This window comes from Sphingomonas sp. PP-F2F-G114-C0414, from assembly GCF_003688595.1.
Taxonomy (GTDB): Bacteria; Pseudomonadota; Alphaproteobacteria; order Sphingomonadales; family Sphingomonadaceae; genus Sphingomonas.
In genome coordinates, this window is sequence record NZ_RCWT01000010.1 from 765,637 (window position 1) to 787,891 (window position 22,255).

Here is a 22,255-nt window from a genome sequence, read left to right on the forward strand (position 1 = left end):
GCCTAGCCGAACACCCGTTTCATCGAGCGTTCGAGCATCACGAACTGCCAGAGCGTGCGGCCATGCTCGGCCCGTCCGGCCCGGTGTTCGTCGGCGATCCGGGCGATCGTGGCCATGTCGAACCACCCGGTTTCGCCCAGCGTTCGCGACTTGGCGAGCGCGACCGCTTCGCCCGCCAGCGCGCCCCTGAACCACGCGCTGATCGGCGTGACGAAGCCCATCTTCTGACGATAGAGGATTTCGCGCGGCAGATAGGGCTCCATCGCCTTCTTCATCAGCCATTTGCCCTCGCCGCGACGGAGCCGCATGTTCGCCGGCAAGGTCGCGCAGAATTCGATCAGGCGGTGATCGAGCAGCGGCTCGCGCGCCTCCAGCCCAACCGCCATGCTGGTGCGATCGACCTTGGTGAGGATATCGCCGGGCAGCCAATGCTTGATATCGGCATATTGCGCGCGGTCGATCGCATCGCGCGCGGGCGCGTTCGCCATCGTCGCGACATAGCGATCCTCGGCACGATAACCGCCGAGCTGCGCGCGGGCACTGCCAGTGAACAGCTGCGCGCGAAGCTCAGGTCCGGTCACGCCGACCGATCGCGCATACGCCTCGCCGCCACCTTGTGCGAGCGCGAGCAGCGTCGACTTGGCGCGCAGCGGACGCGGCGCCCAGTCGGCCTTGGGATAGAACCGGCCCAGCGTTCCGAAGACCTCGGTACGAAGATGCGACGGGAGCAGACCGCGGACCCGCTCTTCCGCCGCCTGGAATTTATACCGACGATAGCCGGCGAGCGCTTCGTCCGCGCCATCGCCGGACAAGGCCACGGTGACGCTTTCGCGTGCCAGCGCGCAGACCTGATAGGTCGCGAGCGCGGAGGCGTCGGCAAAGGGCTCGTCGAAGCTGGCGACGAGCGTGTCGATCAGGCCGAAATCGCCCGATGCGACGACGCGTTCGCGGTGGTCGGTCGCGAACCGGCGGGCGACCGTGTCAGCGTATGCGCGCTCGTCATGCCCCGCCTCGTCGAACCCGATCGTGCAGGTTCGAACCGCCTTCGGGCTCGCCTCGGCCATCAAGGCGACCACCGCCGAGCTGTCGACGCCGCCCGACAGGAACGCGCCGAGCGGAACGTCGGCGACCATTCGCGAGCGTACGCCGGCGCGCATCCGGTCGACCAGTTCCTCGCCGAGCGCCTTGGCCGAGCCGGTCGCGCGGTTGGAGAAATCGATGTCCCACCATTTGCGCGGTTGCGGCACCGGACGTCCGCGCTCGACCAGCAGGAAATGGCCGGCCGCGAGCTTCTTCACGCCCGCGACGATACATGCGTCATCTGGCACGTAGCCGAACGCCAGATAGTCCTCGACCGCGCCCAGATCGGGCACGCGGCGCAGTTGCGGATGGGCCAGCAGGCCCTTCAGTTCGGACGCGAAGGCGAGCGACCCGTCCGCGAGCTCGACATAGTGGAGCGGCTTCACCCCCATCCGGTCGCGCGCGAGGAACAACGTGTTCGCCTGCGAATCGTGGATCGCGAACGCGAACATGCCGTTGAGCCGATCAAGCATCGACGGCCCCCAGGCGCGCCAGCCGTGCAGCAGGACTTCGGTGTCGCCCCCGGTCCGGAAGATCGCGCCCTTGGCGGTCAGTTCGGCGCGGAGGTCGGCGAAGTTGTAGATCTCGCCATTATACGTGATCGTCAGCGACCCGTCCGACATCGGCTGCGGCGAGCCCGCGAGATCGATGATCGACAGGCGCCGATGGCCGAGGCCGACGCCCGGCGCGGTCCAGATGCCATCGCCATCGGGGCCACGATGCGCCTGCGCGGCGATCATCGCGAGGACGCGATTGGGCTCGACCGGCTTGGGGGTACCCGGGTGGAAGATCCCGGCGATGCCGCACATCTAGCGTGCCCCCGCGATTTGGCCCGCGGCGCGATCGGCGATCCGGTCGAGCGGCCCGAGCGCGGAGAGGAAGCGCGCGATCGGGCGCGGATCGGCGCCCTCGGTCGACAGGTGGATCGCCACTGCGCGTTGCGGACCGCCGAGCAGCCGCGCCTTCATCGTCTCGATCTTCACCAGCGTCTCGTCATGGGTGGTTGCGTCGCCCACCCGGTACCACGTCGCGACGATCCGCTCCACGGGGCCGGGCGCTGTGATTCGCATGACGCTGCCGCCCGCGCCCGCTTGATCTACGATGTCGGGAAGATCGGCGACGCGCACCCAGCGATCCTCCTCGCGAAGCACGCCGGTGCCGAACGCGATCAGTTCCTTGCCCTCGTGCTGGCTGCCGAACACCGCGATGCTCATGTCGACGGTCGCGCCCGAGGCGTCGGCATAGCGACCGAACAGATAATGGTCCGCGCCGGGATAATAGGGCATCCACGGCGCGCGCGTGCTGACCGGCACGCGGTGCCAGCCGGCGATCTCGGGCAGGTCGATATGCGCCGGGAGCCGCTGGGCCCGCCCGGCGACCGCAGCGCTCCAGGCGGGGAACACCGCGACAGTCGCCACCGCGAGACAGGCGGCGAGCACCGCGCCGGTACGATGGCGGGGCGCCGCCTGGAGCGTTGCGGGATCGAACGCGGGATCATCGGGTGCGCGGTCGAACCACCGCCAGCCGATCGCCAGCACGCCCGCCATCACCACGCCGAAGAACACCCAGCCGTAGATGATGTGGTCGATCCCGGTCGCCGCCTCGACCGAGGTCAGGTCGGCCGCCCAGATCGTCCCGAACGCGCGGAAGCCGTTGGCGATGACGGGCACGACCACGGAGACGATCAGGAAGATCGCGCGGCGTCGGCTGGAAACGAAGCACAGATTGGCGACGAGCACGCCGAATGCGACCATCGCGATGACGAACTTGGCGCCCGAGCACGCTTCCGCCACCTCGAAATAATAGCGGCCGGCGTGGATCAGCACGCCGTCGACCACCGCGGGCACGCCGACCAGGTGTAGCAACGGCATGACAATCGCGACCGTCACGGTCTGGAGCGGCGGTTCGAGGCCTTCGCCGAACGGCACGAGGAAGAATGCGTAGCACAGGGGGAACAGCAGCCCGCGGGCGACATTGGGGCCGAGAATCGTCAGCACAGCGCCTTGCAGCATCATCACCAGCCCGAGCTGGCGCGCGAAACCGACCGAGGCGGCGTCGCCCATCAGCCAGCCGACCCCGCCGATCGCGATCAGCGCGAGACCCGGCCACCAGCCGGTCGGCACGAGCTGCGTCAGTTCGGTCCGGCGCTGCCATACCAGCCAGGCGATCACCGGGCCGATGAAGAGGCAGTGCCCGAAGGTCGTGCTGGTCCACCAGATCCGCGCGAGATCGCGGACGTCGCTACGGAAGATCAGCAGGATGATCGCCGCCACCACGCCAAGCGCGATCCCGTGGCGGCGCCAATCGGTCATGCTTCGAGGTCGAGTAATGCGTCGAGCGGCGCGAGGCGTGCGTCCCAGCCGTAGCGTCGGATCACCTGCGCACGAGCGGCGGTGCCGAGCGTGGCGGCGGTTTCGGGTGCCTCAAGAAGTGCTATCACCTCGCCGGCGAAGTCGCGCGCGGTTTCGGCGACGCGGATCGTGCCGGCGTGGTCGATCCCCTCGGCCGCGGCGGTCGAGGCGACGACCGGACGCGCCATCGCCATCGCCTCGAGCACCTTGTTCTGGATCCCGCGCGCGAGTTTTAGCGGCGCGACGCAGACGTCGGCGGCAGCGAGCCAGCCGCGGACGTCGTCGACTTCGCCGGTGACGGTGACGTGGTCACTGGCGAGCGCGTGAACCGCGGACGTGGGCGCGCGGCCGACGATCGCGAACCGCGCGGGGGTGTGCTGGCGGACGAGCGGCAGAATGTCGCGCGCGAACCACGTGACCGCGTCGATGTTGGGACGGTAGTCCATCTGCCCGGTGAAGACGATCAGCGCTTCTGCCACCGCTTCTGCCCCCCTCCCTGAAAGGGAGGGGTTGGGGGTGGGTTGGCTGGCTTTTGCCACTGGCGTTCGCGCTTGGGGAAACCGACCCACCCCCGGCCCCTCCCTTCCAGGGAGGGGGGCAGGATTGGCTAACAGCGCGGCCGGATCGAACTTTACCGAGTCGATGCCGTTTTCGACGGCGAGCACACGCCCGGTCGCACCGCCGTCGCGAAACATCGCGGCTTCGGCGTTGCTGACGAACAGGCTCGCCGAGACCCGCCCCGCAACCTCGCGTTCGAACGCCCCCAAGAGCCGAGCCTCACGCCGCATCATCCAGCGCATCGGCCCGCGGGACTCCTCGGCGAACCCGGCGAATTTGGCGGAATCGACATCGACGAAATCCATCACGACCGGCGGCGCGTCGACCGGCAGATACTGCGCCATCTGGCCCGAGAAGCAGTAGACACCGCTGACGTTAGGCATCATGCGGTCCACCGTCGCCTGCATCGCCGGGCTAGCAAACGCGGTCAGCGATACCGGCCTGCCGGTCGCCAGCGCCTCGACAGCCGCGCGCTTCTGCGACTTGGTGCGCGGCACGATCGTGCAACTCGCCAGCATGTCGGTGAACGCCGCGGGTGGATCGATGTCCGTCGCGTCGTCCGCAAACGCGACTAGATGCACGCGCGCGCGCTTCGCCAGATACTGGAGGATGTGAAAGCTGCGGATCTTGTCGCCGCGGTCGGGCGAGAACGGCACGCGGTGCGCCAGGAACAGCAAGCTCACCCCAGACCTCGGGAGATCCACGGTCCGGCGGCGTTGGCGGCCCACAGCGGCAACCGCTTCCACGTCCGCACCATCAGCGCATATTTGGGGTTGAGCGGATTGACCTCGCGCGCAGGTCCGTTGCTGCGCTTGGCGTACAGCCGCGGCTCGGGCACGAACCCCCAGTTCTTCTTGAACGCCGCCGCCCCGGTGCCGGTCTTCGACCGCCCGAAATCGAACCGCGTGCAGCCCCGCCCGCGCGCGTGCGCCATTAGTGCGAAATACATCCGGTCGTTGGCGCGCAGCCCCCGCGCGGCGTCGGTGCCGCCGCCCCAATAGGGATAGACGATGCCGTCATGATACAGGCTGAGGACGCTCGCCACCGCCCTGCCCTCATGCCGGACGGTCAGAACATCGGCATCCATAGTATTCACGACGCTACGGAAAAGTTTGGCGGGAAAGACCGGCGTGCCGAGATTGCGGACCGACTCCGCGTAAACACGATAATGCTCCGCGAGCAGCTTGCGGTCGTTGCCGGTCACGATCTCCAGATCGAACCCGAGCGACCGACGGACTTCGGCGCGCTGTTTCCGCGGGATCGCGAGCAGTTCGGCGTCGTCGTCCACCGCCAGATCGCGCGCGAAGCCGAGATAACTTGTGTCGTCGCTTGCCCAACCCTCAGGCGCCCGACCGCCGCGCAGTTCGACCGACGGACAGCCGATCCGCAGCGCGAGGTTCCACGCCCCCGCCGCGAGCGGCTCGACCGCATCCCCGAGCACACCGCCATCGACGCCAAACCCGGTCGACACCAGCGCGCGTCCGAACAGCGGCGAGCGCATCTCGGTCAGCGGCAGCACGCCGACGATCGCACCGCGCGCGTCCTCCGACAGCAGATAGCGTGCGTGCTGGCCACAGCCTTCCTGCACCGCGCGGCTCCATGCGGGCAGGTGAAACGGCGTGGCGCCGTCGGTCATCGCGACGAACGCTTCGATCCGCGCGCACGCCGCCGGATCGCGAAGGTCCGCTTCGCGCACGCCGACGGGCATCGGCGCGGTCACGCCAGCCGGGCCGCTTCGCGCGCGACGACCGTATCGACGCGGCCCCAGGCGTGGCGCCCGAGCAGCCCGCGCAACTTGCCCGCCATCGCGCCCAATCGCGAATAATGGCGGATTTTCGAGCGCAGCGGTGCCGCGGCAACGCGGGGTTGCGACGGATCGATCTCCCAGGGATGAAAGTAGAACATCGCCGGCCGGTCTTCGCGATTGACCTGACGCACTGCGAAATCGGTGATCGCCGCGGGGAGCAGGCGGAAGAACCCGCCGCCCGTGGCCAGCTTGCGCTCGCCGAGCTTGGCCACTGTCACCGGCACCTCGATCAGCGCGCTGTCAGCAAGCGGCTTGAACCCGTAGCGTGGCGCGTCGAGCCAGCCATAATGATCGTGCTTCACCGGCGCGACGCTCGAGGAATAGGCATAGCCCGCCTCGGCCAGTTCGACATGCGCCCAGGGCGTCCGCTGATCGATCGAGAAGCTCGGCGCACGGTACCCGGTGACGTTGGTGCCCGCCGCATCCTCGATCGCCTTGCGTGCACGCACCAGATCGGCGCGGAACACCTCCGGCGTCATCGTGAAGACGCGCTGGTGATCCCAGCCGTGGCTGGCGATCTCATGCCCAGCATCGACGATCCGCCGGATCAGCGCGGGATAGCGGTGTGCGACCCAGCCGAGCGTGAAGAACGTCGCCTTGGTATCGCGCTCGGCGAACAGCGCGAGGACCGCGTCGGTGTTTGCCTCGACCCGCGGCATGAGCGAATCCCAGTCCGCCTTGTCGATAACCTTCTCGAACGCCCCAACCTGGAACCAGTCCTCGACATCGACGGACATACCGTTGAGGAGACGGCCATCGAGAACGGGCATCTTTCCGACAGTCACGTCAGGCCGCATCATGCCAGGCAGCAACGCCGCGGATCGGCGAATAGTCGGGCTTGTCGGTATCGCTCTCGACCCAGTCGACGAGCAAGGTCAGCACGCGACGCAACGCCTCGTCCTGCAATTCGACGCGCGCCTCCAGATCGGCGATCCGGTCGACGATCGCCGGATCGAGGGGCGCGGGATCGAGGGGTGCCATTGTGGGGACGGCGGGCGCGGCCTGACGATCGGTCACGGCTTCCGTCGCACGCGCGCCCTTAGTGTCGGTCGCGATCGTCGGCAGGTCACCCTCCAGATCGCGCTGGACCGCGCGCACGACGGCAGCGTCGATCACGGTCAGGTCCTCGATCGCGGCATGCAGCATCACGCGGCCGGCTAGCATGTTCAAGCGACGCGGCACGCCAGCCGACCCGGCGTAAAAGGCGGCGAACGCATCGTCCGCGAAATCGGGATTGCCGGTCCAGCCGACCACCGACAGACGGTGCGCCAGATATTCCGAAACCTCGTCAGCCTCCATCGGATCGAGATGGTGAATCGCGATCACGCGCTGGCGGAGCTGTTCGAGCCGGTCCCAGCCGTGCAGCCGATCGCGGAACTCGGGCTGGCCGAGGAGGACGATCTGGAGCAGCGCATGGCCGCCGGCCTGGAAGTTCGACAGCATCCGCAATTCTTCGAGCGCGGAGATCGGCAGCGCCTGCGCTTCGTCGACGATCAGCAGCGTCCGCTTGCCGGTCCGCGCGACCGCGTGCAGCCCGCGTTCGATCGCGGTGAGCAGCTCGGCCTTGGTCAGCCGGGCAGGATCGACCTTCAGTTCGGTGGCGACGATCCGCAGGAGATCGTCCGCCTCGATCGCGGTGGAGACGAGCCGGATCGCGTTCAGGCGCTGGTGATCGATCGTATCCATCAGATGGCCGACCAGCGTCGTCTTGCCCGCGCCGATATCGCCGGTAATGACGATAAAGCCTTCGCCCTGCGCCAGACCATAGCCGAGATACGCCATCGCCTTGCGGTGAGTCGCGGTCTCGAACCAGAATTTGGGATCGGGGGTCAGCTGGAACGGCCGACCCGTCAGACCATAATGCTCGTCGTACATATCTTACTCGCCTTCAGAACTGGTACCGCGCACCGATCAGCGCCTGCGCCGACCAGTCGCTGTCGAGATCACCGACCTTGAAGCTGTAAAGTCCGAGCGACGCGGTGGTGCCAAGTCGCCCGAAATATCGATAATAGGTGCCGGTCGCGCCGTAGGACCAGACGCTGTCGTCACCCGAGATAGCCTCGAGAGGGATGTTGGCGACGCCCGGCTCGTAATAGTTCGCGAACAGGTCCGCGTTGATTCCCGAGACTTGGCTGAGCGACCGCGCATAGAAGAGCTGCGCGTAATAGCTCTGGTCTTCGAGCCCGGTGACGACCAGCCCAGGCGCACCGTCGGGCGCATAGAGGCGGCGATTGGTGTAGCCTACGCCGCCGCCCCAGCTAGAACGACCACGGGTGGCGACGATCACGCCGTCGACCCCGCGTGCGCGGTAGCTTGCGGTCGAGATCGACTGGAACACGTTGTCGAGACAACCACCCGGCTGCGCGCCGCTGGTGCCGAACACGCAGCCGTTGAACTGCTGGCCGAAGCCCTGCTGCCCGCCCGAGATGAAACTGGTCGGCAGATTGCCGAGGCCAGTGCGAAGCTGTCGGCCGAAGGTCTGGATGCCGTCATAGACGTTGACCGCCATGCCGACCGACTTCGACGCCTGGTACGTCGCGGTGCCGGTGAAGCTGAGCGATCCATAGCGCTTGCCGAGATGCCCCTCGACCGAGGTCCGGCGGTTGGGTCGCCAGATCACGCCCGCATCGTAATACAGGCCGTCGGTGCGATACGCGATCCGCCGCGGCGACGCGTCGTTGGTGACGAACCGGCCGTCCCTGTCGAGCACCGGCGCACCGGCGGCATCGACCAGTGCATCCTTCTGGCTGGTCTCGATCTTCTCGTAGCCGACGCCCGCGGTCAGCGCGACATAGGGCGAGATCGGCTGGAGGATATCGCCACGCCCGTAATAGCCCTCGTACCGCTGCTTGAGCTGGCTGGCCGTCTCGCGGTCGTAGGCACCGCTTACGGTGATGCCGAAGGGCGCCACGCTGCCCGGCGCGGTCGACGCGCGCGCGGTCACGGTGTTGCCGATCGAATCGTCGTAATAGTCCAGCCGCTGGCCCGCGAGGGTAGATCCGCCGAAGCTGGGCGTCTGAACTTTAGTGTAGCCGAGGCGATAATTCGCATCGAACGTGACCGGTCCGGCACGGGTGGTCAGGCTCGGCCCGGCATAGACCGAGTAGAGCTGCGACACGTTGTCGATATTGCCGATCAGCAGGCCCGGTGCGGCGCCCCGGATATCGGAGCGGGTGCGCGTGGCGATGCCGCCTGCCTCGAGAGTCAGGTTCGGCGTCACGCGGGCGTCGACCCGCGCGAGCCCCGAGTGAATGTCGTTGTCGACGGCGTTCTTGTTCCAGGCGAACCGGTGCTCGTAGCGGTAGCTGACCTGCCCCGACACGCGCTGCGTCGCGATCGCCGCATCTACGCCGGCGGCCAGGCTGGTGTAGGTTAGCACGTCGCCGCCGTTGAGGTCGGCGTCGAAGATCTGGCTCGCCTCGATATAGGGTCTGACCGACACGCGTCGTTGGGTCTGGCCGGACTGCGCGGTCTGCTCCAGTTGCGCGGGTTGGTCGGTCGGTGCAGCCTGCCCCGACTGCACAGCCTGCGCCGCCGCCGGCGCGCCGAGCGTCAGCGTCGTGCCCGCCAGCGCGAGCGCCCGGAACGCATGCCGGCTCACTGCGACACCTCATGACCGTAATAGCTGCCGAACCGCGCGCCGCCCTGCACGAACGACACGGCGTTCAGGACAAGCTGGATATGCTCGCACCCGTCGAGCAGGTTGACCGCGGCGCGGAGTTCGCTTTCGGGCGTGCGATCGGCGCGGACGACGAGCATCACCTGGCCGACACGCATCGCCAGCACCGACGCAGGCGACGCCGCGAGCGCGGGGGGCGAATCGAATATGATGATGCGGCGGGGGTTGGCCGCGAGCAGCCGCGCGATCACGGTTCTGGTCCGCGCACTGGCGAGCAGTTCGGTGTCCATCGCGGTCTTCGTCCCCGCGGGCAGCACCGAGAGGTGCGCCACGTCGGTCCGGATCACGAGATCCTCGACGTCGATCGCAGAATCCGCAAGCGCATCGAGCAGTCCGGCGCCGGCGCTGAGCCCGAGCTGGTTGGCGACATCGGGCTTGGCGACGTCGGCATCGACGAGCAGAACCTCGGTGTCGCGCTCGGCGGCGATCGAGAGCGCAAGGTTGATCGCGCAGAAGGTCTTGCCGTCCTCGGGCCGCGCCGAGCAGACCAGGATCATGCGCGCCTTTTCGGGGCTGTCGCTCTCGGCGATCCGCGCGCTGGCGATCAGCAATTGCCGCTTGATCAGGCGAAACTCTTCGGCGAGCGGGCCGACCGGCGCGCCGGGCACGATCATGCCGTTAGCTGCCAGCATGCCGCGATCGATCCGCGCGGTATCGTCGGAATGGTCCGGCGGCAGGTAGAATTCGTCGGACAGTTCACTGCCGATCGGCGCGCGCAGTTCTTCGGGGATTGCGAGGAAGCTGGCGTCCTCGAACGTAGCGTCGAAGGCTGGACCGTGCGGAGCGCGGTCCGGTGCCCCGGTCGGGACATCATCGACGGCAGGGACGTCCGCAGACCGGGAATCCTCGACCGGCGCGGGCGGAGCGCTTCGCGCGCGCAGATGCGCGTTGAAGTCGTAGACTTTGGCTGCGCGTTCGAGCAGCGAGGGTTCGCGATCAGGTTTCGTCACGGTCATCCCCCTTTATGCCGCCAGCCCGCGCTGCAGGATCTCGACCCCCAGCAGCAGGACATAGGCTGCGCCCAAAGCGGCGGTGCCGCCCAGGAACATCTTCAACTTCGAACGCCGCTGGTCCGACTGGACCCGCGTCACGACTTCGCCGATCGACCCGATCACCGGCATCCCCGCTGCCTTTTCGAGCCGCGTCGTGGTCGCGAACGTCGTCCGCAACTGCCCCATCGCAAACGCTGCGCCGATCCCCGCCGCGAGTCCAGCGACCAGCACACCCGACAGCAGGAGCATCCGGTTCGGCGCGCTCGGCGTCCGCGGCATGGTCGGCGGATCGATGACGCTGAACTTCACGTGATCGCTCTGCGACTGCGCCTGCCCCATGAGCGCGGTCTGCTCGCGCTGCGTCAGCAACGTGTCGTACTGGTCCTTGAGCACCTGGTAGTCGCGATCGATCGAACCCTGTTCGGCGGCGACCTCGGGATCGCCCGCGAGCTTCGAGTTGAGCATGTCAAGATCGCCCTGCAACTGGCTCTTCCGCATCCGCAGCGACGCAACGGTCGCCTGACGGTCCGCCACCATCGACTGGAGCGAGGCGTAGAGCGGGTTCTGCGCGCTGCCATTGGCGCTGCCACCGGACAGCGGCTCGCTCCGCGCCGCAGCGGTCGCTGCCGCAAGCTGGCTCTTCAACGCCACCACGTCGGGATGGTTCTCGGTATAGCCGCGCGCGCGCGCATCGGCGAGTTGGCCCTGAATCGCCTGCAAGCGGGCACGTGCTGGCCCCGCCGCGCCCGCAACACCGCCGACGCCGGCAACGGTCGCAGGGGTTCCCGCCATCTGGCCCTGCACCGCGGCGAGGCTCGACTGCGCCGCCGCCAGATCGCCATCGACCTGCGACATCTGCGACCGCGCCGCACCGATCCGATCGCTGATCGACCCGGTCCCCGGCAATGCGCCGAGATAGCGGTTCTGGAAATCGGCGCGCTTGCCCTCGGCATCCGAGAGCTGCTTCTGCCGTGCCGCGAGTTGCTGGTCGAGGAAGGTCAGGCTCTGCGTGGTCTTCGACCGATCGCCCGCGAGATTCTGCTCGACGAACAGGTCGATCAGCTTCTGCGTGACCTGCCGCGCCAGCTTGGGATTGGAAGCGGTGGCGGTAATCTGAAACAGATTATCCTGTTGCGAGACGATCTTGATATTCTGTGCGAGGCTCGACACGCGGTCAGCGACGTCGCGATCGCTCGACACGGTCGCCGCCAGATCGGTGCCGCGCACGACCTTTTCGAGCGTCACTGCCGAGGTCAGCGTGGTGCGGATCGCATCGACGCTCATCGGCACGCTCTGCGGCACGCCGTCCATGCCCGCAGGCAGGATCGTCTGCATCTGGACGAACACGCGCGCGGTCGACTCATACCGGCTCGGGATCTGCGAGACGACCAGCCAGCCGAGCACGCACACGCCCCACGCCACGCCGAGCGCCAGCCAGCGCCGCGTCCAGATCGTGTGGAGCGCGATGCGCACCTCGTCGTAGATCCCGTTCATCTGGGCGTGCCTCAGAACATCGATTCGGGGATGATGATCACGTCGCCCGGCTCGAGCCGGACGTTCGCCGAGGAATCGCCCTTCTTGAGCAGATTGCCGATCTGCAGCCCGTATTCGGTCTGCTTGCCGGTCGCGCGGTCGTAGCGGACCAGCCGTGCCTTGTTGCCCGCGGCATATTGGCTGAGACCGCCGACCGCGATCATCGCGTCGAGCAAGGTCATGTTCGCGCGATAGGGGATCGAGGCGGGCTTCTCGGTCGCGCCGACGATGCGGACCTGCTGGCTGTAGGTGCCGCTGAAATTCTCGACGATCACCGAGACGATCGGATCCTTGATATAGGCCGCGAGCGCCTTCTTGATGTCGTCGCTCAGCATCGCCGGGGTCTTGCCGACCGCGGGCATGTCGTTGATCAACGGCGTCGTGATCCGGCCGTCGGGACGCACCTGGACCTTCGACGACAATTCGGGATTGCGCCAGACGAAGATGTTGAGCTGATCAAGCGGGCCGATGACGTATTGCTCGCCAGGCAGCTCCTTGTTCGCAACATAGGCGGCAGGCGGCAGTTCGGGACGACCGCCGGTGCTCGTGCAGGCACCGAGCGTGGTCGCGGCCACGCCAAGGGTCAGCAGGGATTTCGAAACGGATCCGGAACGCATTGGCAATTTTCTCCTGGTGTCACACCGCCCATCGGCAGCCCGACAGTCGGCTAAACTCGGCCTTCGCTATGGAGGGAACAGGTGAAGATAGCGTTAGGAGCGCCCCGTAACCATGCTCCGATAGGTCAGCACCGCGTCGCTATAGCACAGATACGATCTCGGTGGCGGGTGGATGCCCGAGAAACGCCGCCGGGCTGGCGCTCGCACCATAGGCTCCGGCCATGAAGATCGCGATCAGGTCGCCGACGTCGACGGGGGGGAGCGCGACCTTGTCGCCGAGCCTGTCGAGCGGCGTGCACAAGGGGCCGACGACGGAGACGGTTTCGGTTGGCGCATGGCCCATGCGTGCGGCAACCGCCATCGGATAGTTGCGGCGGACGACCGTGCCGAAATTGCCGCTGGCGGCGAGCTGGTGGTTGAGACCGCCGTCGACGACGACGAAGGTCTCGCCCTGGCTTTGCTTTATGTCGATGACGCGGGTCAGATAGACACCGGCTTCGGCGACGAGCCAGCGGCCGAGTTCGATCGCGAACCGCGTTTCGGCGAGGACTGCGGGACAGGATGCGAGCGCTTCGGCCAGTGCATCGCCGACACGCTCGACGTTCAGCGCAACGTCGCCGGCGAAATAGGGAACGCCGAAACCGCCGCCGAGGTTGACCAGCGGGGGAGCGACGCCGGCCTCATCCGCCAAGCGTGCGGCAAGCGCGATCGTCGCGGCCTGCGTCTCGATGATCGCGGCAGGATCGAGCGCCTGACTGCCGGCGTAGATGTGGAAGCCACGCCAGTCCGCCCCCGCCGCAACGATCGCCTTGACCAGCGCAGCCGCACGCACCGCATCAACCCCGAACGGCGACGCGCGGCCGCCCATTCGCATGCCCGAGCCGCGGAGTTCGATGTCGGGGTTCACGCGGACCGCCATGCGCGGTTTGTGGCCGAGGCGGTCGCCGATCGCGAACGCCCGCGCTGCCTCGCCTTCCGATTCGACGTTGAGCGTGGCGCCGGCGGTGATCGCGGCGGCGAGTTCGTCGTCACGCTTGCCGGGACCCGCGAAACTGATCGAGGCGGCCGGTTTGACGACGATTGCCTTCGCGAGCTCGCCCGAGGAAGCGACGTCGAGCCCGTCAACTAGCGGCGCGATGGCGGTCAGCAGGTCGGCGTGCGGATTGGCCTTGATGGCGTAATGGAGGTCGATCGCCGGCATCGCGGCGCGGAACCGTGCGATGCGCGCGGCGACGATCGCCATGTCGTAGACGAACAGCGGAGTGTCACTGGCCTCTACAGCCCAACCATCGGCAGGCCGACCGCCGATCGTTAGCGCCCCCGACTGCGCAGCAAACTCAGGAGGAAGAGCACCCATCGGTTTCATGACGCACTCCCTTCCATGTTCCCCCGCGAAGGCGGGGGCCCAGACTGGACTCCCGCCCCCGCGGGAGAACAAGCTTTTACCTCCAGCGCTATAGCAGATCTGTCGAGCTTCCCATTGGCATTACGCGGTAATTCTTCCCGCCAGAGGTATATCCCCGGCTGCATGAAGCTCGGCAAAGCCGTCCGCAACCGCGCCCGCAACGCCCCCTCTCCGCTCGCATCCCCGGCCAGCATTACGACGATCGCCTGCCCCAGCCGCTCGTCCGGCACACCGACTGCGACTGCCTCGCGCGCTTCGCCGTCTGCCAGCACCGCCTCCTCGATTTCGAGCGGACTGATCCGGTTGCCCGCGCTCTTGATCATCTCGTCGTCGCGACCGACGAACCGGAGCAGGCCGTCCTCGCCCTCGACGACGGTATCTCCCGACCACACCGCCATGCCGTTGCCATCGGGGGCCGATCGGAACCGCTGCGCCGTCCGCTCCGTGTCCTGCCAATAGCCCTGCGCAACGAGCGGCCCCGAATGCACGAGTTCCCCCGCCTCCCCCGGCGCAGCGCGCGTGCCGTCGGGCTTCACCACCGACACCTCGGCGAACGGGATCGCCTGCCCCATCGCATCGGGCTTCGAGTCGATCAGCGCCGGATCGAGATAGGTCGACCGGAACGCCTCGGTCAGCCCGTACATCGCGTACACGTCCGCCGCCGGGAACCGCTCGCGCAGGCCCCGCACGAGTCGCGGCGTCAGCGCGCCGCCCGAGTTGGTCAACCGTTTCAACCGCGCGGCGGTTTCCATCGGCCACTCCGCTTCCAGTAGCTGAACCCACAAGGGCGGCACACCTGCCAGCGTCGTCGCCTCGACCCGCTCGACCGCCTTCACCACGTCGCGTGCGACCAGGTAGTCGAGCGGCGCTACCGACGCGCCGGCTGCCCATGTGGAGAATAGTTGGTTCTGGCCGTAGTCGAACGACAAGGGCAGGACGCCGAGCACGCGGTCTTCGGGCTCCAGCTTCAGATAGTGCGCGACGGAGATCGCTCCGAGCCACAGGTTTGCGTGGCTTAGCATCACGCCTTTCGGCCGGCCGGTGGAGCCGGACGTGTAGAGGATTGCGGCCAAGGTATCGGGGTCGGCGTCGGTGGGACTCATCATCCCTTTCCCCCGCAGCGGCGGGGGGCCAGGGTTACAAATCGCAACGTTTGGGATTCCTGCCCCCCCCCCTTCGCGAGGGAACGAGCGTAGCTCCGTCTCGTCCACGATCGCGCAGCCATCCGGTACGTCGCCGTCGTCTAGCGTCCCGGCCCGCGCGCTCTGACTCACCAGCAACCGAGCGCCGCTATCTGCGAGGATATGTGCGACCTGCGCTCGCCGGAGCAGCGGGTTGACCGGCACATGCACCAGCCCTGCCCGCGCTGTCGCGAGCGGCATCAGGCAAGCGACGTGCGTCTTCGGTAGCCACGTCGCAACGCGGTCCCCCGCCGACAGCCCCCGGGCAGCGAGCCACTCCGCCAATGCGCCGACCCCTGCCTCGAGCTCGGCAAAGGTCACCGCGCCCGCCTTGTCGACCAGTGCGATGGCATCCGGCGCACCACGCAGCGCGATGTGGTCGATAGGGTACGGCTTGGGGTCGAGCGCGATCATGTGCCCCTAATAGCGCCAAGCCCCGTTAGCGCGAACCCGTTGCCGAATTCACCCCCACACGCTAGCGGGGCCGGGTTCCTAACCGTTCAGGCGATGCTCGTGATCTTCGAAGGCACTTCCCAAGTCGAAACGACGGTACGCGCCGTCCTCGCCGATATCCTCGGTCTCAGCGCCGACCGCGTCGCCGCGTTCACCGCCGACACACCGCTGTTCGGAGCTTTGCCCGAACTCGATTCGATGGCGGTGGCGAGCGTCCTGACCGAACTCGAGGACCGCCTCGGCATCCTGATCGAGGACGACGAGATCGACGGCGAGATGCTCGAGACGTTCGGCGCGCTCGTCCAGTTTGCCGCCAGCAAGGCACTGGTCTAGCCTTAACTGGGGGGCTAGCCTCACCCGGGATGACCGCCCTGCGCTTCGATACCTATGACTGGAGCGGCGGCCGCGAAACGCTGCTGCGGTTTGGTCCCGATGCCGGCCCGATCGTCATCGCCGCCCTCCCGCTGTTCGAAGAAGCGAACCGGACGCGCCAGTTCCTCGTCACGATTTTACGCGCACTCGCGGTTCTTGGGATCGGCAGCGTGCTCCCCGATCTTCCCGGGACCGGCGAAAGCATCGTCGTCACCGGCGAAGCGCGACTCCGCGACCAGCGGACAGTCTATACCGAGCTTGCTCAGCAACTTGGCCGGAATACTTACGGCATTTCGATAAGAAGCGGCGCGCTCTTCGATACCGACGCGGCCCTCGCCGGACGATGGCAGCTGTCCCCGCAAACGGGCGAAGACCTGTTGCGTGAACTGGACCGCGTGCGAGTGGCCTCTCGCTCCGCTCGCGCTAGCGACACCGACTATGCGGGCAACACGCTGTCCCGCGAAATGCTGGCCGACCTTAGCGACGCCACACCCTATGATGGAATCGGCCCCCTGCGAGGTGTCAGGCTCGAATCCGATCCGCGCGACGCAGACGTGAAATATGCTGCATCACCGCTGTGGCGCCGGTCAGAGCCGGACAACGATACTGCGCTAGCTGAAATACTTGCCGGCGATATCTCGCACTGGATCGCATCGTGCGAAAGCTGATCGCGTTCGCTTGCGAAGGCGAAAGCCTTGCCGCAACGCTGGACGAGGCAGACGGGTCGACAGGACTGCTCATCGTGTCCGGCGGCAATGAAATCCGCAGCGGTGCACATCGCGGGATGGCGATGCTGGCGCATCGACTGGCGGCCGTTGGCATACCCGTGTTCCGTTACGACCGCCGCGGCGTGGGCGATTCGACGGGCGACAATAAGGCCTTCCTCAGCGCCGAGCCTGACCTGATCGCAGCCGCATCCGCGTTCCGCCGCGTGGCGCCGAAAGTCTGCCAGTTGGTCGGTTTCGGCAATTGCGACGCGGCCAGCACGCTCGCGCTGTTCGGACGATCGGCGGGGATCGACCGGATCATCGTGGCCAACCCCTGGGTCGTGCAACCGATCGACGACCTCCCCCCTGCCGCCGCGATCCGGGCTCGCTATCACAGCGCGCTACGCGACCCCGCAACCTGGCGACGCGCGCTGACGGGACGGATCAGCATTGCCAAGCTTCTCAAAGGCTTGAGAAGGGTTGTGACCGCCAAGACTCAAGAGCGTACTTCACTGGCAACCAATGTTTTTACCGCACTTGACGGCTGGCACGACGACGCCGCCGTCGTCCTCGCGACTGGCGACGCGACCGCGATCACCTTTGCCGCCCGGTATCGCGGTAACGCGAAAGTGAAGCGGTTCGACACGGCGTCACATAGTTTTGCCGGGGCGGAGAACGCCGCAGCGCTCCACGCCGCGATCGTCGACGGGATGGCGCAAGAGTAGCTGCTCTGGTCCTGATGAACGCAGGACCAGAGCCATAACCGCTATCGTTTGGAAACCTGGATCCCGACTGTCGTCAGGATGACGATGATGAAGGACGCGAGCGTTATTCCGCCGCTTCCGCCAGCTCCGCAAACTCGGCTGCCGCGAGGAAGCGCTCGGCGTCCAGCGCCGCCATGCAGCCTGTCCCTGCCGCCGTCACCGCCTGCCGGTATACCTTGTCGGCGACATCGCCACACGCGAACACGCCCTCGACGCTGGTCCGGGTCGACCCGATCTCGACCGAGATATACCCGTCCGAATCGAGATCGATGTGGCCGCGGAACAGCTCGGTCGCCGGGTGATGCCCGATCGCCACGAACCCGCCATCGACCGCGAGCCGCGAGCGCTCGCCGGTGACCGTGTCCTCGAGCTCCAGCGCGACCAGCCCTGCGTTGCCGCCACCATCGACGAACTCCCGAACCTCCTTGTTCCAGAGCACCGTCACGCCCTTGTGCGCGAACAGCCGCTCCTGGAGGATCTTCTCCGAGCGCAGCGAATCGCGGCGGTGGATCAGCGTCACGTCGGGCGAATGGTTGGTCAGGTACAGCGCCTCCTCGACCGCGGTATTGCCGCCGCCGATCACGGCCACCTTCTTGCCGCGGTAGAAGAACCCGTCGCAGGTCGCGCAGGCGCTGACGCCCTTGCCCTTCATCGGCTCCTCGCTGTCGATCCCGAGCCACTTCGCCTGCGCACCGGTCGCGATCACCAGCGTGTCGCCCTCATACACGTCGCCGCTGTCGCCGATCAGGCGGAACGGGCGGCTGGTTAGGTCGACCTGCGTGACGGTGTCCCACATCATCCGCGTGCCGACATGCTCGGCCTGCGCGGTCATCTGCTCCATCAGCCACGGGCCCTGAATGACGTCCTTGAAGCCGGGATAATTCTCGACATCGGTGGTCGTGGTGAGCTGGCCGCCGGGCTGGATGCCCTGCACGACGATCGGCGCCATCCCGGCACGCGCGCCATAGATCGCGGCGGAGAGCCCGGCGGGGCCCGAGCCGAGGATAAGCATGCGGGTCGTGTGCGTCGTCATCAGAGTTCCTTGGAGATTCGAGACTGCATCTAGGGGATGCGCGGCCGGATTTGAACCGCCGGTAAATCTGTGCCGCCTGCATCGAAAGCTTTGCCACTGCGTTGGACGACAAAAGCGGAGATGAGCATGAGCGACGACCGGACCGTAGAGATCGAGGATTACACCGCACCGGCAGGCGGCTGGGGTTCGATGAAGTCGCTCGTCGAGATTTCCGCGCGCGAGAAGGTCGGCCCGGAAGTGATCCGTGAACTCGCCCGCCAGAACAAGCCGGACGGCTTTGCGTGCGTAAGCTGCGCATGGGGCAAGCCCGCGCATCCGCACGTCGCCGAGTTCTGCGAGAATGGTGCGAAGGCGACGGCTTGGGAGCTGACTTCGTTCCGGGTGACGCCTGCGTTCTTCGAGCAGCATACGGTCAGCGAACTCATCAGCTGGAAGGATTTCGATCTTGAGCAGGCCGGGCGGCTCACGCATCCGCTGAAATATGATGCCGCGACGGACAAATACGCAGCGTGCAGCTGGGACGAGGCGTTCGCGGGCATTGGCGCCAAGCTGAAGACCTATGACCCGACCAAGGTCATCTTCTACGCGTCGGGCCGCGCCAGCCTTGAGACGTCGTACATGTATAGCCTGCTCGCGCGGATGTATGGCAGCCAGAACCTGCCCGACAGCTCGAACATGTGCCACGAGACGACCTCGGTCGGGCTGAAGTCGGCGATCGGTTCGGCGGTCGGGACGATCCACCTGTCGGACTATGAGAAGTGCGACGCGATCTTCTACTTCGGGCAGAACCCTGGGGTGAACAGCCCGCGGTTCCTGCATCCGTTGCGCGATTGCGCGAAGCGCGGCGTCGAGATCGTCGTGTTCAACCCGCTCAAGGAGCGCGGTCTGGAGAAATTCCAAGATCCGCAGAACCCGATCGAGATGGTAACGGGCAAGTCGACACCGATCGCCTCGCAATATCACCAGCTCAAGACCGGCGGCGACGTCGGCGCGATCATGGGGATGTGCAAATACCTGATCGAGGCCGACGACAACGCCAAGCGGATCAATGGCCTGCCCGTGCTCGATCACGCGTTTCTCGCCGAGCACACGACCGGGTTCGAGGCGTTCGCCGAGGTCGCGCGTGCAACCGAATGGGCAACGATCGAGCATGAGAGCGGCCTGCCCCGCACCGAGATCGAGGCGGCGGCGAAGGTCTATGCCAAGTCGAAGGCGGTTATCGCGGTGTACGGCATGGGGCTGACGCAGCACGTTGGCGGGATCGACAATGTCCACATGGTCGTCAATTTGATGCTGCTGCGCGGCAACATCGGCAAGCCTGGGGCGGGCATGGGCCCGGTCCGTGGCCACTCGAACGTGCAGGGCCAGCGCACCGTGGGCATCACCGAGAAGCCCGAACTCGCGCCGCTCGACAAGCTTGCCGAGCAGTATGGCTTCGAGCCGCCGCGCGAGAAGGGTTGGGATACGGTCGAGGCGTGCGAAGCGGTGCTCGACGGCAGCGCGCAGGCGTTCGTCGGGCTTGGCGGCAATTTCGTGCGGGCGATCCCGGATCATGCGCGGATGGAGCCGAAGTGGCGCGCGTTGGACCTGACGGTGCATATCGCGACCAAGCTCAACCGCTCGCACCTGCTGCCTGGCGAGACGTCGTATTTGCTCCCCTGCCTCGGCCGGATCGAGACCGACATGCAGGGCACCGGGCCGCAGAGCGTGTCGATCGAGGATTCGTTCAGCCAGATTTACGGCTCGAAGGGCAAGGCTACGCCAGCGTCCGAGACGTTGCTGTCCGAGCCAGCGATCGTCGCGGGAATCGCCAAAGCGACGCTCGCGCCCAATCCTAAGCTCGATTGGGATGCCTGGGTGCGCGATTATGCTCGCGTCCGCGATGCCATCGAGGTGACGTATCCGGACCTGTTCAAGAACTTCAACGACCAGATGTTCACGCCCGGCGGGTTCTGGAAGGGCGTTCCGGCGGCACACCGCGAGTGGAAAACCGAGAGCGGCAAGGCGGAGATCAACGTTCCGCAGGCGCTGAACGTGACCGGGTTCGAAGAGGCTGAGGGGCGTTTTCGATTGATGACGCTGCGGTCGAACGACCAGTTCAACACGACCGTCTACGGCTATCACGACCGCTTCCGCGGCGTGAAGGGCACGCGAGACATCGTGTTCATGAACCGCAGCGACATGATCCGGATGGGGATCACCGATGGCGACGACGTCGATCTGGTCGGTGACGCAGGCGACAATTCGGACCGTCGCCTGAACAAGCTTCGCGTGGTCGAATACGCGATCCCCGAGGGCTGCCTCGGTGCCTATTACCCCGAGTGCAACCTGCTCATACCAGTTGCTCACCACGCCCGCGAAAGCCATGTTCCGGCAGCGAAATCCGTGCCGGTGCGGATCGAGAAGACGCGCTGACCGAGCAGCGTATTCTCGGCGTCGTACTGGCGGGCGGGCGGTCGTCTCGCTTCGGGTCCGACAAGGCAATGGCAGTGTTGGACGGGCGCGTGCTGGCTGAGCATGCGCGGGCGTTGTTGTCGCCTCATGTCGAGACCGCGGTGATCGCGGGACGCGACGGGGCGATCCCTGACCTGCCGAAGGCGGATATCGGGCCATTGGGGGGCATCGCTGGCGCGCTCGGTTATGCGGCTTCGAACGGGTTCACGTCGGTGCTGACGATCGCGTGCGACATGCCTTGGTTGCCGGATGGGTTGCTGACGGCGCTGTCCCGACGTGCCTCTGCCTATTGCCCCGACGCTCCGGTGCTCGGGCATTGGGAGACTGGATTGCTCGGCAATTTGCTGACCCATATCGAGACCGTGCCACGGCGATCGGTGCGCGGTTGGGCGGAGGCGATCGGAGCTATCCCGATCCCGGCGGGTGCGCCTATCCCGAACGTCAACACGCCGCAGGACCTCGATACCTTATGACCACCTCGCGCACGCAAGCGATCAAGATCCTGCGGCCTGATTCGATTACCGTGGGCGAGCGCGCCATCGCCGTCGAAGTCCCGGTCGCGATCGAGATCGACGGCCTCGGTTATGCGGTGATGATGATGACACCGGCCGACCTAGCCGAATTTACCACCGGCTTCCTGCTAACCGAGCGGCTTGCCGACAGCGCCGACGACGTTCGCGACATCGATATCTTCGAGGCGGAGGCGGGCTGGATCGTGAGGGTCGGGCTGTCCGAGCGCTGCAAGGGCCGCATCCACGACCGCGTCCGCCACCGGACCAGCGACACAAGTTGCGGGCTGTGCGGGATATCTGGGCTTGAGCAGCTCCGCAAACCGGTCCCGAGGACGCCGCCAAAGCCCGATACGCCTGTGAACGCACTGTTCGCGGCGTTGGGCGGGTTACGCGCTCACCAGCCTCTCAACGCGGCTACGGGCGCGATCCATGCCGCGGCTGCCGGCGACCGCGAGGGTCGGATCGTTGCGGCGTATGAAGACGTCGGCCGTCACAATGCGCTCGACAAGCTCGTCGGCGGCATCGCGATCACGGGGCAGCCGATCGACGGCTTCATCCTCGTCACCTCGCGGATCAGTTTCGAGATGGTCGACAAGGCGCTGATCGCCGGTGCGCCGATGCTGGTGGGCATCTCCGCGCCGACCAGCCTCGCGATCGATCATGCGCGGGAACACGGCCTGACGCTGCTCGCGCTCGCCCGCAGCGACGCGATCCTGGTGGTCAACGATCCGTGGGACATCTTCGCCTAGCCGCGGGT

At 66.7% G+C, this 22,255-nt stretch carries 19 protein-coding genes; 6 read left to right on the plus strand and 13 right to left on the minus strand.

Features of this window, described 5'->3' with window-relative positions; genetic code table 11:
* Positions 1-2: 2 nt before the first annotated feature.
* From C8J47_RS08510 to C8J47_RS08565, 12 genes are all read right to left on the minus strand, one after another.
* The gene (locus tag C8J47_RS08510) at positions 3-1,889 is read right to left on the minus strand and encodes an XrtA/PEP-CTERM system amidotransferase (protein WP_121885254.1); all 1,887 of its coding nucleotides are present in this window, start codon (positions 1,887-1,889) and stop codon (positions 3-5) included.
* Entirely contained in the window at positions 1,890-3,392 is a 1,503-nt protein-coding gene (gene xrtA / locus C8J47_RS08515; protein ID WP_121885255.1) for an exosortase A, read from the minus strand.
* On the minus strand, positions 3,389-4,672 hold the full coding sequence (locus tag C8J47_RS08520) for a glycosyltransferase (RefSeq protein ID WP_121885256.1): 1,284 nt from the start codon (positions 4,670-4,672) through the stop codon (positions 3,389-3,391). Before C8J47_RS08520 ends, xrtA begins: the two co-directional genes overlap by 4 nt.
* Positions 4,669-5,709, minus strand: a complete 1,041-nt coding sequence (locus tag C8J47_RS08525; protein ID WP_121885257.1) for a FemAB family XrtA/PEP-CTERM system-associated protein — start codon at positions 5,707-5,709, stop codon at positions 4,669-4,671. Before C8J47_RS08525 ends, C8J47_RS08520 begins: the two co-directional genes overlap by 4 nt.
* Positions 5,706-6,566: an XrtA system polysaccharide deacetylase gene (locus tag C8J47_RS08530; protein WP_259467440.1), complete on the minus strand. Its 861-nt coding sequence runs from the start codon at positions 6,564-6,566 to the stop codon at positions 5,706-5,708. Before C8J47_RS08530 ends, C8J47_RS08525 begins: the two co-directional genes overlap by 4 nt.
* Before the next feature lie 16 nt (positions 6,567-6,582).
* Positions 6,583-7,671 (minus strand): ExeA family protein, encoded by a 1,089-nt coding sequence (locus C8J47_RS08535; protein ID WP_121885258.1) that lies wholly within the window; start codon positions 7,669-7,671, stop codon positions 6,583-6,585.
* A gap of 13 nt (positions 7,672-7,684) precedes the next feature.
* Positions 7,685-9,397, minus strand: a complete 1,713-nt coding sequence (locus C8J47_RS08540; protein ID WP_259467441.1) for a hypothetical protein — start codon at positions 9,395-9,397, stop codon at positions 7,685-7,687.
* The gene (locus C8J47_RS08545) at positions 9,394-10,431 is read right to left on the minus strand and encodes an AAA family ATPase (protein WP_121885259.1); all 1,038 of its coding nucleotides are present in this window, start codon (positions 10,429-10,431) and stop codon (positions 9,394-9,396) included. The genes C8J47_RS08540 and C8J47_RS08545 overlap by 4 nt, the downstream gene beginning before the upstream one ends.
* Positions 10,432-10,437: 6 nt before the next feature.
* Positions 10,438-11,961, minus strand: coding sequence for an XrtA system polysaccharide chain length determinant (locus C8J47_RS08550; protein ID WP_121885260.1), 1,524 nt, complete (start codon positions 11,959-11,961; stop codon positions 10,438-10,440).
* 11 nt (positions 11,962-11,972) lie between these two features.
* Positions 11,973-12,617, minus strand: a complete 645-nt coding sequence (locus C8J47_RS08555) for an XrtA/PEP-CTERM system exopolysaccharide export protein (protein ID WP_060524577.1) — start codon at positions 12,615-12,617, stop codon at positions 11,973-11,975.
* A 139-nt stretch (positions 12,618-12,756) separates the two neighbouring features.
* Positions 12,757-13,983: a pyridoxal-dependent decarboxylase, exosortase A system-associated gene (locus tag C8J47_RS08560; protein WP_121885261.1), complete on the minus strand. Its 1,227-nt coding sequence runs from the start codon at positions 13,981-13,983 to the stop codon at positions 12,757-12,759.
* Positions 13,980-15,617: an acyl-CoA ligase (AMP-forming), exosortase A system-associated gene (locus tag C8J47_RS08565; protein ID WP_183129053.1), complete on the minus strand. Its 1,638-nt coding sequence runs from the start codon at positions 15,615-15,617 to the stop codon at positions 13,980-13,982. The genes C8J47_RS08560 and C8J47_RS08565 overlap by 4 nt, the downstream gene beginning before the upstream one ends.
* Before the next feature lie 93 nt (positions 15,618-15,710).
* Here C8J47_RS08565 and C8J47_RS08570 point away from each other — a divergent pair, with 93 nt between their 5' ends.
* The 3 genes from C8J47_RS08570 to C8J47_RS08580 are packed head-to-tail and all read left to right on the plus strand — an operon-like array spanning position 15,711 to position 17,460.
* Positions 15,711-15,989: an acyl carrier protein gene (locus C8J47_RS08570; RefSeq protein ID WP_093397165.1), complete on the plus strand. Its 279-nt coding sequence runs from the start codon at positions 15,711-15,713 to the stop codon at positions 15,987-15,989.
* Positions 15,990-16,018: 29 nt separating this feature from the next.
* Positions 16,019-16,696 (plus strand): hypothetical protein, encoded by a 678-nt coding sequence (locus C8J47_RS08575; protein ID WP_121885262.1) that lies wholly within the window; start codon positions 16,019-16,021, stop codon positions 16,694-16,696.
* On the plus strand, positions 16,684-17,460 hold the full coding sequence (locus C8J47_RS08580) for a hydrolase 1, exosortase A system-associated (protein ID WP_121885263.1): 777 nt from the start codon (positions 16,684-16,686) through the stop codon (positions 17,458-17,460). Before C8J47_RS08575 ends, C8J47_RS08580 begins: the two co-directional genes overlap by 13 nt.
* A gap of 103 nt (positions 17,461-17,563) precedes the next feature.
* Here C8J47_RS08580 and trxB read toward each other — a convergent pair whose 3' ends face one another.
* Positions 17,564-18,532, minus strand: coding sequence for a thioredoxin-disulfide reductase (gene trxB, locus C8J47_RS08585; RefSeq protein WP_121885264.1), 969 nt, complete (start codon positions 18,530-18,532; stop codon positions 17,564-17,566).
* 126 nt (positions 18,533-18,658) lie between these two features.
* On the opposite strand from trxB, the gene C8J47_RS08590 reads away from it, so the two are divergent.
* The 3 genes from C8J47_RS08590 to fdhD are packed head-to-tail and all read left to right on the plus strand — an operon-like array spanning position 18,659 to position 22,247.
* On the plus strand, positions 18,659-20,947 hold the full coding sequence (locus tag C8J47_RS08590; RefSeq protein WP_121885425.1) for an FdhF/YdeP family oxidoreductase: 2,289 nt from the start codon (positions 18,659-18,661) through the stop codon (positions 20,945-20,947).
* Positions 20,948-20,973: 26 nt separating this feature from the next.
* Positions 20,974-21,459 carry a molybdenum cofactor guanylyltransferase gene (locus C8J47_RS08595; RefSeq protein WP_259467459.1) on the plus strand — a complete coding sequence of 162 codons (486 nt, stop codon included), beginning with the start codon at positions 20,974-20,976 and terminating at the stop codon, positions 21,457-21,459.
* Positions 21,456-22,247: a formate dehydrogenase accessory sulfurtransferase FdhD gene (gene fdhD / locus C8J47_RS08600; protein ID WP_121885265.1), complete on the plus strand. Its 792-nt coding sequence runs from the start codon at positions 21,456-21,458 to the stop codon at positions 22,245-22,247. The genes C8J47_RS08595 and fdhD overlap by 4 nt, the downstream gene beginning before the upstream one ends.
* Positions 22,248-22,255 lie beyond the last annotated feature (8 nt).